The sequence below is a fragment of the Clostridium ljungdahlii DSM 13528 genome (assembly GCF_000143685.1).
Lineage (GTDB): Bacteria > Bacillota > Clostridia > Clostridiales > Clostridiaceae > Clostridium_B > Clostridium_B ljungdahlii.
This window is the reverse complement of sequence record NC_014328.1, coordinates 2320916-2335094: the sequence shown is the minus strand read 5'-3', so window position 1 is coordinate 2335094 and position 14179 is coordinate 2320916. Positions and strand designations below refer to the sequence as shown.

12 protein-coding genes are annotated in these 14179 nt (G+C 29.0%); 9 read left to right on the top strand and 3 right to left on the bottom strand.

Translation table 11 applies throughout. The features are described from left to right. The first annotated feature begins 16 nt into the window (after nucleotides 1–16). Nucleotides 17–2011, top strand: coding sequence for a methyl-accepting chemotaxis protein (locus tag CLJU_RS10520; protein WP_013238793.1), 1995 nt, complete (start codon nucleotides 17–19; stop codon nucleotides 2009–2011). A 35-nt stretch (nucleotides 2012–2046) separates the two neighbouring features. On the opposite strand, the gene hutG is transcribed toward CLJU_RS10520, so the two are convergent. Then, the gene (gene hutG, locus CLJU_RS10515) at nucleotides 2047–3066 is read right to left on the bottom strand and encodes a formimidoylglutamase (RefSeq protein WP_013238792.1); all 1020 of its coding nucleotides are present in this window, start codon (nucleotides 3064–3066) and stop codon (nucleotides 2047–2049) included. 242 nt (nucleotides 3067–3308) lie between these two features. On the opposite strand from hutG, the gene CLJU_RS10510 reads away from it, so the two are divergent. Continuing rightward, nucleotides 3309–3911: a molybdenum cofactor guanylyltransferase gene (locus tag CLJU_RS10510; protein ID WP_013238791.1), complete on the top strand. Its 603-nt coding sequence runs from the start codon at nucleotides 3309–3311 to the stop codon at nucleotides 3909–3911. Nucleotides 3912–3985: 74 nt separating this feature from the next. Here CLJU_RS10510 and CLJU_RS10505 read toward each other — a convergent pair whose 3' ends face one another. Further along, nucleotides 3986–4741 carry a tRNA threonylcarbamoyladenosine dehydratase gene (locus tag CLJU_RS10505; protein WP_013238790.1) on the bottom strand — a complete coding sequence of 252 codons (756 nt, stop codon included), beginning with the start codon at nucleotides 4739–4741 and terminating at the stop codon, nucleotides 3986–3988. A 246-nt stretch (nucleotides 4742–4987) separates the two neighbouring features. Between CLJU_RS10505 and CLJU_RS10500 the strand changes: the two genes are divergently transcribed. Continuing rightward, nucleotides 4988–5821, top strand: a complete 834-nt coding sequence (locus CLJU_RS10500) for a carbon-nitrogen hydrolase family protein (RefSeq protein ID WP_013238789.1) — start codon at nucleotides 4988–4990, stop codon at nucleotides 5819–5821. Between the two features lie 115 nt (nucleotides 5822–5936). On the opposite strand, the gene yedF is transcribed toward CLJU_RS10500, so the two are convergent. Continuing rightward, on the bottom strand, nucleotides 5937–6518 hold the full coding sequence (gene yedF / locus CLJU_RS10495; protein ID WP_013238788.1) for a sulfurtransferase-like selenium metabolism protein YedF: 582 nt from the start codon (nucleotides 6516–6518) through the stop codon (nucleotides 5937–5939). A 249-nt stretch (nucleotides 6519–6767) separates the two neighbouring features. On the opposite strand from yedF, the gene CLJU_RS10490 reads away from it, so the two are divergent. From CLJU_RS10490 to CLJU_RS10465, 6 genes are all read left to right on the top strand, one after another. Beyond that, on the top strand, nucleotides 6768–8165 hold the full coding sequence (locus tag CLJU_RS10490) for a glycosyltransferase family 2 protein (RefSeq protein ID WP_029170034.1): 1398 nt from the start codon (nucleotides 6768–6770) through the stop codon (nucleotides 8163–8165). Between the two features lie 138 nt (nucleotides 8166–8303). Continuing rightward, entirely contained in the window at nucleotides 8304–9017 is a 714-nt protein-coding gene (locus CLJU_RS10485) for a pseudouridine synthase (RefSeq protein WP_023161723.1), read from the top strand. A 172-nt stretch (nucleotides 9018–9189) separates the two neighbouring features. After that, complete coding sequence (locus CLJU_RS10480) at nucleotides 9190–10065, top strand: MurR/RpiR family transcriptional regulator (protein ID WP_013238785.1); 876 nt, start codon at nucleotides 9190–9192, stop codon at nucleotides 10063–10065. An 86-nt stretch (nucleotides 10066–10151) separates the two neighbouring features. Further along, nucleotides 10152–11378, top strand: coding sequence for a BaiN/RdsA family NAD(P)/FAD-dependent oxidoreductase (locus tag CLJU_RS10475; RefSeq protein ID WP_013238784.1), 1227 nt, complete (start codon nucleotides 10152–10154; stop codon nucleotides 11376–11378). A 129-nt stretch (nucleotides 11379–11507) separates the two neighbouring features. Continuing rightward, complete coding sequence (gene cmk / locus CLJU_RS10470) at nucleotides 11508–12173, top strand: (d)CMP kinase (RefSeq protein ID WP_013238783.1); 666 nt, start codon at nucleotides 11508–11510, stop codon at nucleotides 12171–12173. Nucleotides 12174–12192: 19 nt separating this feature from the next. Continuing rightward, a complete protein-coding gene (locus CLJU_RS10465; protein ID WP_013238782.1) occupies nucleotides 12193–14106 on the top strand; it encodes a bifunctional 4-hydroxy-3-methylbut-2-enyl diphosphate reductase/30S ribosomal protein S1 in 1914 nt (637 codons plus the stop codon). The last annotated feature ends 73 nt before the right edge of the window (nucleotides 14107–14179 follow it).

Genomic DNA, 14179 nt, shown 5'->3' with positions numbered 1-14179 from the left:
AAATAGGAGAATATTTATGAAAAGTATTAAATCAAAAATAGTATTGCTTGCTTCATTAATATGCATTTTTAGCTTATTGATATCGTCTGCAGTTACATATTACATATCTTATCGAGTTGTTACTAGTCAAGCCAAAGATAAGATTTTAGTTTCATCAGACAAATATGCAGAGTCAATTGATAAATGGTTTGATGGCGAGGGAAAAATAGTAAATGAAATTGGAGACTCTGTAGAAAATATAGGTATTGTACAAAAAAGTAGTGAGCTCAGTTATCTTCAGGAAAAATTAAAAGATAATAAATCTGCTACAGACATATATATAGGAGCTGCAGATAAAAGCAATATTGATGCCGGTGGATGGGTTCCTCCAGCTGGATATGATTGTACACAGAGAGACTGGTACAAGAAAGCTGTAGAAAAAAAAGGAATAATCTATTCTTCTCCTTATTTAGATATGGATATAAAAAAAATGGTTATAACTATAGCTAGACCTATATTTCAAAATGGGAATATAGTTGGTGTTTTAGCCTGTGATATTAATTTGGAAACAATTACTAACATCATTCAAAAAGCAAAGGTAATAAATAATAGCTATGGATTTCTAATAGATAATGATAATAATTTTATAATTCACCCCAGCAAGGATTTTCAGCCTAAGGAAAAGAAACTTGAAAATGTGAATAATGTCATGAATGGACAATTTAAAAATATTTTAAGTAATAATTTTGTAAAGTTAAAAGATTATGATGGTGGTGAAAAATATTTTGTAACTTCCCAAATACCATCTACCAGCTGGACAGTTGGATTTTCAGTACCTGTATCCGAACTTACTAAAGCACTTCAAAGTTTAGTAAAATCCTTTATAATAATTATTGCCTTATGTATAATTGCGGCTTTTATGGTTTCTGTATATTTTGGTAAAAAAATAGGGGATCCTATATTGTCTCTATCAAAGATGGCAGATAAAATATCTAAGTTTGATTTGACTTATGATGATAAATATAATTACCTGCTAAATTATAAAGATGAAATAGGAAAACTATCAAATTCTTTTAATATAATGCATAAGGAGCTAGTTCAACTTATAAAAGAAATACTGGGTGATTCGGATGATATAAATAAATCCAGTACGGAATTAACTAAGCTTGCAGAGCAGTTATCTTTAAAGTCTGAAACTATGAATAGTGCAGTGAAAAATATAGTAGACAGCATACAGGAAACAAGCGCAGTATCAGAAGAAATCAGTGCCTCTATAGAAGAAATAGGTGGGAATGTAAACCAATTATCTGAAAGGGCTGTAGAAGGAAATAGTAGTGCAGAACAAATTCAAAATACAGCTGTGGATATACGAAATAAAACAGGTGAATCCATAGAGAAAACAAGAAAAATGTATGAAGAAAAACGAGAAAAAATGCTAAAAGTAATTGAGGACATCAAAGTAGTAGAAAATATAAAAGTTATGGCAGATACCATTGCAAGTATAGCAGAAAACACAGAATTATTGGCATTAAATGCAGCTATAGAAGCAGCTAGAGCAGGGGAAAAGGGCAAAGGATTTGAAGTAGTAGCAGGTGAGGTAAGAAGACTTGCAGAACAGTCCTCACAGGCTGTTGTAGCTATTCAGGGTACTATTTCAAAGGTATATGAAGCTTTTAAGTCTTGCTCGGGTAACGGAAATGATATACTAGATTTTATACACGAAAATGTAGATCCCCAATTAGAAGCTTTCAGAGATACAGGAGACAAGTATTACAAGGATGCTGAATTCTTAAATAAGATGTCTTATGATGTAGCGTCTATGTCAGAGGAATTAAATGCTACTGTAAGCCAAATGAATGATGTAGTACAAAATATGGCACAAAATGCATTTAAATCTTCTGAAAATGCAGAGACAATAAGAGGAAACATTGATGAAACCTCTGCACATATAGAGAAAATAGTATCAACAGCCGAAAGGGAAGAGCAATTAGCAGAAAAGTTAAATAGTATAGTTAAAAAATTTAAAATTTAAAAAATGTGTCCTGTTTTTAAAGCAGGACACATTTTTTAATAACCTACAAATAGATTATTTATTGTAGATAATGTATTTACTACTGAAAATATTATGACAGCAGCTAAATTTGCCGTAGTTTTATCCTGGTCAAACCTAGGAGAAACTTCACATATGTCAAAACTTACTACTTTGTTGGATTTTAATATGTATTTTAAGAATTTTAAAACTTTTTCTGGGTCAAGTCCCAGGGATTGGGTAGCACTTACTCCAGGTGCATAAGATGAAGTAAATACGTCAGAGCATATTGTTATGTAAATGTCCTCATGCTCTTTAATAAAGTCATTCAGCTTATCTAAGGTATTCCACTCAGTATCGTTAGTTACATCTTTAGCTAGTACATATTTTACTCCAAATTTATGTGCTGTTTTAAAAAGATCTACAGTGTTACTGTGATTTTGTATACCCATGCAAAAATAGGAATAGTCAATTCCCTTATCTGCATTGAGATCATGAATTTGTCTGAACATTGTTCCTGAACTGGCACCTTTTTCATAAGGTCTAAGGTCAAAATGAGCATCAAAATTTATAATACCAATGTCAGGAGTTTTAGTATGTTTACTTAAGTTATTTAATACTCCTTTGTAATTTCCAAAAGTAGTTTCATGACCTCCTCCTAGAATTATAGGAAAAAGATTTAAACTTAATATTTTAGATACTGCTTTTGAAAGTAGATCTTGACTTTCTTCTAGAGAATTATCATCACAAATAATATTGCCAAAGTCAAATAAATTAACGTCTTTTGTAAAAAAACAAGGAAGGTTTGCCATTTCTTTTCTAATACTTTCTGGGCCTTTTGAAGCACCTGTTCTTCCATTATTGCGTCTTACACCTTCATCGCAGCAGAATCCAATAAAACCAAATCCCAGCTTACCGGTATAAGGAGAAAGATTATCTTTTCTTAAATCAATGCACTTAATCCATTGATGCCATCTGAAGGCATCAAAATTAGTTTCACTATCAACTCTACCTTTCCATAGTATTTTGTCCATAGGTTTGTAATTAGAATCAAACATTTTAAAAAGTCTCCTTCTAGCTAATTTTGTAGTTTAAATATATAGTAGCATATATATATTTATAGTATATATTTTTTTGATAAAAATGAATGAATTTTTTTAGTAAAATCTTATATTTGTCTTATAAATACAATTAGTTAACAGTATAAATATTATGTAAATTAAAAAAATGTAAACCAAACTAGATATTACAAAAAATAAATGATAAAATATAAAAGAAAACGCACTTAGGAGGGAAAAACTTGAAAGAAAAATATACAGCAGTAATTTTGTGTGGTGGAAAAAGTAGCAGGATGGGATTTGACAAAAGTAAAATAAAAATAGGAGATAAATTTCTAGTAGAAATAACAGCAGAAAAGTTGGAGAATATATTTGATGAAGTAGTTTTTGTAGCTGAAAACAAATATAAATTTGGAAATATAAAATACACTGTACTAGAAGACTTAAAAAAGGAATATGGACCCGCAGGTGGAATATTTACAGGACTCAATTATTCTTCATCTCCATATACATTTTTTATAGCCTGTGATATGCCTTTTGTAAATTTAGAATATATAAAATACATGATGAATTTTACAAAAGAAAAAAAATTTCATGTTATAATGGCTCACAATGGAAAAGATATAGAGCCCTTGTATTCTTTTTATTCTAAAGATCTTGTACCTTATTTCAAACGGGGTATAGATTCTGGAAGATTATCTATTAGAAAAATAATAGAAGGCACTAATATAAAATATATACCAGAAACTATAAAAGAAAAATATGATAATTCACTAAGCATGTTTACCAATTTCAATTACAAAAGCGATCTAGACAACATATATGGTAAATATACACAAGATTAATGCCATATTTCTTTACAAATTAAAAAGACACAGACTAAAATATAAGTAATTAAAGCCTGTATCTTTATATGAGTTTAGATATCTATTATATCTTTTATTACCTCTCCGCCTATTATCATTCCTGCTACAGGAGGTACAAAAGAATTACTAGCCGGTATCTGACGTTTGGCAAGGCATTTTCTAGATCCTCCTGCACATACACATCCTTCTTTGCAAGTTACAACCTCATCTATCTTGGGTTTTCTAGGGACTTCTTCTGAATAAAGTACTTTTACCTTATCTATACCTCTTTTTCTAAGTTCATGCCTCATAACTTTAGCTAAAGGGCATATTTTCGTATCATATATATCAGCTATCTTAAATTTAGTAGGGTCTAATTTATTTCCAGTACCCATGCAGCTTATTATATCAACATTGTGTTTTTTACACCACATTATTAAGGATATTTTCGAAGATACGGTATCCACTGCATCTATTACATAATCCGTTTTATCTGGTATGATTTCATCTATATTGTCTTCCTTTACAAAGGTTTTGTAAGCTTCTATTTTACAATTAGGGTTTATATCTAAAACCCTGTCTCTTAAAACATCTACTTTATATTTACCTATTGTGTGAAAATTAGCTTGTATTTGTCTATTTATATTTGTTAAACAAACAGTATCATCATCTACAATTACAATGTGGCCTATACCTGCTCTGGCTATAGCCTCAAGGCTAAAACTACCTACGCCTCCTAATCCAAATATAACCACTGTACTGTCCTTCAATTTTTCCAAAGCTTCTTTACCAATTAATAATTCAGTCCTTGAAAGTGAATGTTGTTTCATTAAATAATCTCCCTCTTATCTATATTAATATCATAAAAATTATATAATTTTACCTATTTTTAAGCAATAGATTTTTCACAGTAATTCTAAAAGTAATAAATATTATTAAATTATGAAGTTTTTACGAAAACTCAAATAGTTTGGAGTAATAAATTATAGTTAATGTTATAATATAAAGTATACAACTTACGGCTATAATATGTTTTAACGATTAAATAAAACGATTTAATTTTAAGAGGTGTTTTTGTGGTAAAGATAGGTTTATGCCAAATGAAAGTTTTAAGTTGTTCTAAAAAAAGCAATATAGAAAAGGCAAAAAGCATGATAGTACAAGCTACAGATAAAGGGGCAGATATAGTAGTTCTACCTGAGATGTTTAACTGTCCTTATGACATCAAAAATTTTAGGGAATATGCAGAAGCAGAATATTGTTATGGAGATACCTTAAAAATGCTTTCCTCTGTATCAAGAGAAAAAAAGATACTTTTAATAGGAGGTTCTATACCAGAACTTGACCAGAAGGGGAATGTCTATAATACTTCCTTTGTATTCAATAAGGACGGAAATTTAATCGGCAAACATAGAAAAATGCATTTATTCGATATAGATATAAAAAATAAGATAACTTTTAAAGAATCTAAAGTTTTAACTCCAGGTAATAAAATTACAATAATAGATACGAAATGGGGAAAGATAGGTATAGCGATTTGTTATGACATAAGATTTCCTGAACTCATACGATTAATGGCTCTTAATGGTGCTAAAATAGTATTTATTCCAGCAGCCTTTAACATGACTACTGGTCCAGCTCATTGGGAACTTTTGTTTAGAAGCAGGGCAGTGGATAATCAAATTTATATAGCAGGAATATCACCTGCTAGAGATATAAATTATTCTTATGTAGCTTATGGACATTCCCTTGTAGTAAATCCTTGGGGAACAATAACAGATATATTAGATGAAAAAGAGGGAATACTAATATCTGAATTAGACTTAGACTATATAAATGATGTTAGGGAGTCTTTACCCATTATTAAAAACAGAAGAAAAGATATATATGACCTAACTCTTTTGCGCTAAAAGTTAATGAGTTGATTAATTTTTAAGCTGTGTGTTGTAATTCAATCAGATATAATGAAAAGAAATAAGTAACTTTTCGTTATATCTGATGAATAGGTGAATGTAAAATCTTAAATTATAGCTTTATGGTTTTGTCTGAAGAATTCATTTTTTCAACTATATCATACATATTAGTTATTTCACCTACAGATAATTTTTCTTTTAAGCCATAAAAATCAAGGCAAGTTCCGCAGCTGTATATATTTACTCCTTTTTTATCGAGCACTTTTAAATTGTCAATGCAATCGGAACCTTCTACTGTTAGTTTTACACCACCATTTAAAAATATTAAGTTAGTTGGAAGATATTCGCTTTCACTCAGCGCATATAGATAACTTTTCATTAAAGTGGTTCCAAGTTCATCATCGCCGAGTCCAAGTTTATTATTTGATATAACTATAGTCAGTTTTTGTTGATTAGACTCACATAGCTCACAATTACTAGCATCTTTTTTAATAGTTATATAGAATAGATCTTCCTTTTGTTCTACTTTAGCAGTAAAACTATTGTTCTTAGCAAACTTGCATACATTATTTTTTGAGACTTCATTGTCTACAACAACAGTAGCAGTTCCTTCTTCTATGGAATCAAAGTATTTTTTAGTATTTATTACTGGTTGAGGACATTTTAGACCTTTACAATTTATTATATGTTCCATTATTTTATCACCCCTTAAAATATCTATGTTTCACGATAATTATAACATAGTTGAAAATATGCAAATTATATTTTTTAGTAATATAAAGTCACTTGACTATCAAAAAAACTTATAGTATGGATATATATATTAATCAGAATATTACAACAAATACAGTATGACTAAAAATTTGTGGTATCATGATATACGATAATTATGTTTATTCGTTATATAAATAATAGAGTAAATATATTAAGGAAGGATTTTATGATGAAAGGGTTTATTTTTAATTCTACATTTATTTTCCAAATACTAGTTTGTATACTTGCATCTTACTACCTAATACTTTCTCTATTTGGATTATACAAAAAAAAGGATAATGGTGCTGAAAAATGCACACCTAAAAATACTTTTGCACTTTTAGTGGCAGCTCATAATGAAGAAATGGTAATTGCACAAATAATAGAAAGCTTAAAAGATATTGATTATCCTAAAAATATGTATGATATTTTTGTTATTGCAGATAATTGTGATGACAATACTGCATCTATATCAAAAAAGTATGGCGTTAATGTATACGAAAGAAAAGTTCCTGATAAAAAAGGAAAAGGTTATGCTCTTGAGTGGATGTTTAACAAAATATTTAAAATGGATCGTAAATACGATGCTATAGCTATCTTTGATGCAGATAATTTAGTTTCAAAAAATTTTTTAACTGAAATGAATTATAAATTGTGCAAAGGATATAAAGTTGTTCAAGGTTACATAGATAGTAAAAATCCAAATGATTCATGGATAACAGGTTCTTATTCAATTTCTTTCTGGTCTACAAACAGGCTTTTTCAACTTTCTAGATCAAATCTTGGATTGTCAACTCAAATAGGTGGAACTGGATTTTGTATGAAAACAGATATATTGAAGAAGCTAGGCTGGGGTGCTACTTGCTTGACTGAGGATTTGGAGTTTACATGTAAACTAGTATTAAATGGTGAAAAAGTTGGTTGGGCTCACAATGCAATAGTTTATGATGAAAAACCTTTGACCTTAAAACAATCTTGGACACAAAGGAAAAGATGGATGCAGGGGTTTACTGATGTTTCTTCTAGATTTTTCTTTAAGCTTATAAAAAAATCTATTGTAAACAGAAGCTTTACAGCATTTGATTGTGCAATATATACAATACAACCTTTTGTAACTTTATTACTAGGAGTTTCAGCACTGTTAACTGTACTGCAAAACAACAATCCACATGGCTTAAATATATTTGTTATAAATTCGATGTTTTCATCTATTGAATGGAAAATTTTCAGTATATTTCAGTTTTTATTTACTCCTTTAATAATGCTTTTAGAAAGTAAACTTTCTAAAAAAATGTTTTCTGTATTTGCACTGTATTCTTTAAATATAATTGTGCTTTCATATGTATTTACATCTCCAACTTTCTATGAAATGTTGATTGGAAATGTATTATATCTCTTAGTATTTTTAATAGGTGTATCTTTATTATGTGGTAAAAGTTGTTTTAAAGTATTTATATGGTATCTCTTATATGGTATATATACCTTAACTTGGATACCTATAACAATACAGGGTATATTGGACAAGAATAATAAAGAATGGAATCACACGAAACATATAAGACAAATAAGTATACAGGAAATGGAATAGTATAAATAATCCTTAATGACAACGTCATTGAGGATTATTTATATTGTATATAATTGATTTTTCTATTTTAGAAGAAAAATTTTCATTAATTGTGAGCTGTGAATTGTGAATTGAAGAACTTATAGGTAGGTGTTAATTATGGTGGAAAGATTACAAAAATATATGGCTTACTGTGGTATAGCTTCAAGAAGAAAATGTGAAAGCATAATATTACAGGGAAGAGTTAAAGTAAATGGAGAAACTATTAAAAGCTTAGGAACAAAAATTGATGACAAGGTAGACAAAATTACTGTAGATGATGTAAAAATTGAAAAAGAAAATAAAAAAGTATATATACTATTGAATAAACCTACAGGATATGTTTCTACAGTTAAGGATGATCGCGGAAGAAATACTATTTTAGATATTGTCAAAGTAAAAGAAAGAATATATCCAATAGGTAGGCTTGATTATAACACTTCTGGTATCATTATACTTACTAACGATGGAGAAGTGTACAATAAAGTAGCTCATCCTAAAATGGAGAAAAATAAAGTATATGTTGCAGTTATAAAGGGAATCCCTTCAAAGGAAGATATAGATAAATTTAAAAATGGAGTAAATATAGATGGCTATATAACAGCCAAAGCAGATTTTAATATACTTAACATAAATAAGAGCAAGAATAATTCCAAAGTTAGGATAAAAATACATGAAGGGAAAAATAGACAAATAAGAAAGATGTGTGATGCCATTGGCCATCCTGTAATATCTTTGACTAGAATTTCTATAGGTAACATAAATGTAGGAAATTTAGAAGAAGGAAAATGGAGATATTTGAATGAAGATGAGATAAAATATATAAAAAATTAAATTTGTGTATTGCTTTATTCCTAATAAAAGTATCAATTATTAAGGAATATACAAAAAATTAAGGGAAAAATTAGATAAACAAATGAATAATCTATTGAAAATTTGGTCAATAGATGTTAAACTGAAGTAAATATTGCAAGAATTATAGCAATGAAAGAAAGGAATGAAGCAAATGGAGAATGTTGACAACCAGGACCTGATAAGAACAATTCAAGTTAAATTTCCTAGATTGAGTAAAGGCCAAAAATTAATAGCTGAATATATATTAAAACATTATGATAAAGCTGCTTTTATGACAGCTGCTAAATTAGGTGTGAGTGTAGGCGTAAGTGAATCAACAGTAGTTAGATTTGCAAATGAACTTGGATTTTCAGGATATCCTAAATTGCAGAAATCTCTTCAAGAACTAATAAAGAATAAATTAACTACAGTACAGAGAATTGAATTGTCAAATGATTTTGTAAGCCAAGAAAGTCCATTAAAAAGTGTTTTAAAATCAGATATGGAAAACATAAGAGCTACATTAGAAAAGATAAATCATAAAACTTTTGACGATGTAATTGCAAACATATTTAAGGCTAAAAAAATATATATAATAGGTCTTAGAAGTTCCACTGCAATTGCAGATTTTTTAGGATTTTATTTAAATTTGATATTAGATAATGTAAAAGTTGTTGGATATGGAATAAGTGATATTTTTGAACAGATGATAAATTTAACTGGAGATGATTTAGTAATAGGTATAGGATTTCCAAGATATGCAGTAAGAACTATTGAGTCTCTAACATTTGCTAAAAGTAGAGATGCAAAAGTAGTTGCTATTACAGATAGCCTTCTGTCACCACTTGCAGCAAGAGCAGATTACACATTAATAGCCCAGAGTAATATGGCTTCTTTTGTGGATTCACTAGTTGCACCTTTAAGTGTAATCAATGCTTTAATCGTAGCTGTAGGTATGCAAGAAAAGGATAAAATATCTTCTACTTTTTCAGATTTAGAAGACATTTGGAAAGAGTATCAAGTATATTCTTTTAGAGAACAAAATTAAAGATGAATTTTCTACAAGGGACGAATTTATTTTGAATTTGTCCATTTTAGATTAGGCATTTGAAAGAAAATAAGGTGTGTAGATTAATGTCAAAAGTAATAGTAATTGGTGGTGGCCCCTCTGGTATGATGGCAGCCATAAATGCAGCAAAAAATAATGATGTTGTTTTAGTTGAAAAAAACAACAAGTTAGGTAAGAAAATGTTTATATCCGGAAAAGGAAGGTGTAATATAACCAATTCAAAAGATATAAGTGAATTTTTTGATTACATTCCTCGAAATCCGAATTTCTTATACAGTTCTCTTTATTCGTTTACAAACAATGATACTATAAATTTTTTCAATAACTTAAAAGTTAAATTAAAAGTTGAAAGAGGAGATAGAGTTTTCCCTGAATCTGATAAATCTTCAGACTTAATTGGTGCTATGGAAAAAGAATTGCTTAGAAAAAAGGTTGTTATAAAATTAAACTCCCAGGTTATCAAATTTATCTGTAGAGAAAATCGTATAGAATCAGTTCAGCTTCAAGATAACTCCATAATGAAAGGCGACTATTTTATATTGTGTACAGGGGGAATGTCTTATCCCCAAACCGGTTCTACCGGGGATGGTTATAAAATGGCAAAAGATTTAGGTCATACTATAACACCTATAAATCCCGCTTTAGTACCAATAGAAATAAGTGATGATTGGATCAAATCTCTTCAGGGACTTTCTTTAAAGAATGTAGAGTTAAGTATAATAGATCCTAAAAAAAATACATTATATGAGGAATTTGGAGAAATGTTGTTTACCCATTTTGGCATCTCTGGGCCTATAGTATTAAGTGGAAGTAGAGTTGTAGAGAACAAACATAATTTAAAGGCAGTTATAAATCTAAAACCTGCTCTTAACTTTGAAGAATTAGATAAAAGAATACAAAAGGATTTTTTTAAGTATTCAAATAAAAGTTTTAAAAATTCCCTAGATGACCTGCTTCCTAAAAAATTAATAGATGTAATTGTAAATTTGAGTAATATAGATCCAAACAAAAAAGTTAATTCTATAACAAAACTTGAAAGACATACATTAGTAAATTTGCTTCAAAATTTATCAATGAATATAAAAGGACTTCGCCCTATAGCTGAAGCTATAGTAACTTCTGGCGGTATAACTGTTAAAGAAATAGATCCGTCTAATATGAAGTCTAAAATAGTTCCAAACTTATATTTTGGTGGAGAAGTAATAGATGTAGATGCTTATACTGGAGGATTTAACATGCAAATTGCTTTATCTACCGGTTTTTTAGCAGGAAATGACATTGGGAATATTTAAGAAAATAACTAATTTTATATAAGATCATAAAATAAAGGATTTTATAGTTTTATATAGAATTATAATAGAATGTAGATATATAAATTTTTATCCTTATATTGACTATTTTAAGAAAGGCGGAATAATATTTTGAAAATATCTGTAGCAATAGATGGACCTGCAGCTGCAGGTAAAAGCACCATAGCAAATATCGTAGCCCAAAAATTTAATTTTATGTACATAAACACGGGAGCTATGTATAGAGCAGTTACTCTTATGTGTATAAGACAAAATATAAGTTACACAGATGTAAATAGAGTATGTGAAGTCACAAAATCTCTTAAAATGCATTTTGAAGGAGAGAAGTTAATTGTAAATGGGGAAGACTTAACAGAAAGTATAAAGCATCCTACAATAAGCAATACTGTATCTAATTATGCTGCAATTTCTGATGTTCGAAAATTACTTGTAAAGTTGCAACAGCAGATGGCAGGAGAATATAATGTAATTATGGATGGAAGAGATATTGGAAGTGTTGTTTTAAAAAATGCACCTTTGAAATTTTTCTTAACTGCTAGTCCAGAGGAAAGAGCTAAAAGAAGATATAATGAACTGAGTGAAAAAAATATATCTGTAAACTATGACGAAATACTAAATGATATAATTAAAAGAGATCATATAGATTCACATAGATCCTCTTCACCTTTTGTAAAGGCAGAAGATGCTGTAGAGATAGATTCATCTTTTCTCTCTCTTTCTGAAGTTGTACAAATAATTTCATCCTATATAAAAAAATATATTGAAGAACATAGATAAAATAATTAAGGTGATAAAATTGAACATTATTTTAGCAGACAAATCCGGATTTTGCTTTGGAGTAAAAAGAGCTGTAGACGAATCTTTAAAGGTTCAAAAAAAATTTAATAAAAAAATATATACTTTAGGTCCTTTGATTCATAATAGTGATGTAGTGAATAAATTAAAGGAAAAAGGTATATATCCTATAGAAATAGATAATCTGGATAATCTAAGGGAAGATGATGTGGTTATAATACGTTCTCATGGTGTTCCCGAAAAAATATTTTTTACTTTAAAAAATAAAAAAATAAACATAGTAAATGCAACTTGCCCATATGTTTTAAATATACAAAGAAAAGTACAAGAATATTATAAATTAGGGTATTCTATATTAATAGTAGGAGATAAAAATCATCCTGAAGTAATTGGAATAAATGGATGGTGTGAAAATAAGGCTTTAATATCTAAAGATGGCACCAATTTAGAAAAGTTACCATCAAAATTATGTATAGTTTCTCAAACTACAGAAAAACAATCTAACTGGGAAAAAGTGCTTAGTATAGTGACTAAAAATTGCAAAGAATTTATTGCTTTTAATACTATATGCAGTGCCACAGAATTTCGTCAGAAGGCAGCAGCAGATATTTCTAAAGAAGTAGATATGATGGTAGTAATAGGTGGTAAAAATAGCTCTAATACTACTAAACTTTATGAAATATGTAAAGATAACTGCAATAATACTATTTATGTTGAAAATTCAGGAGAAATACCTGATGATATAAGTAATTGTAATAAAATTAAAACTATAGGTGTTACAGCAGGAGCTTCAACACCAGATTGGATAATAAAGGAGGCAATTTTAAAAATGAGTGATGACAAAAATTTAGAACTAAATGAGCAACTATCTTATATGGACAAAAATGATACCCAAATAATATTAGGTGAAAAAATTAAAGGTACAGTAATATCTGTAAATCAAAAAGAGGTTTTTTTAAATATAGGATATAAATCAGAAGGTGTACTTCCAAAACGTGAAATAACCAAAAATGAAAGCGACAACTTAGAAGAATTAATTCATTGTGGAGATGAATTATATGTTAAAGTAATAAGAAGACAAAACGAAGATGGATATGTTGTATTATCTAAGATAGAATTAGAAAGAGAAAATGCTTATAAAGAATTAAAAGAAGCTAATGGAAATAGTCAAGTATTAAAGGTTATTGTAAAAGAAGCTGTAAATGGAGGTCTTGTTGCCAATTACAAAGGTGCTAGGGTATTTATACCTGCTTCTCATGTAGAATTATATCATGTAGATGACCTTTCACAATATGTAGATAAAGAGCTTGATGTAACTATAATTGAATTTAAAGAAGAAAAGAAAGGTACCAGAATAGTAGCTTCAAGAAGAGACCTTTTGAGAATGGAAAGAGAAAAGATGGAGGAACAGACTTGGAATGTGCTTGAAAAAGATACTGTAGTAGATGGCGAAGTCAGAAGATTAACTGATTTTGGCGCATTTGTTGATGTACAAGGAGTTGACGGACTTCTACATGTATCTGAACTTTCTTGGGGAAGAGTTGGAAAGCCAAGTGATGTTTTAAAAATCGGAGATAAGATTAAAGTTTACATCTTAGATATTGATAGAGAAAAGAAAAAATTATCCTTATCCTTAAAAAAGCTCATGGAAGACCCATGGATCAATGTAGACATAAAATATCCTGTTGGAAATGTAGTTCTTGGTAAAGTAGTTAGGTTTGCAAATTTTGGTGCATTTGTTGAATTAGAGCCAGGTGTAGATGCATTAGTTCATATATCACAAATAAGCCATAAGAGAATAGATAAACCAGAAGATGTACTTAAAATAGGTCAGGAAATAAAGGCTAAGATCCTTGAAGTAAATAAAGATAGCGAAAAAATAGCTTTAAGTATAAAAGAAGTAGATGAAATCTAAATTAAATATTTTTAATTTACTACCCTGAAGTAAGGATTAGAAAATAGAAACTTTGTGTAAATTCTGATTTCTT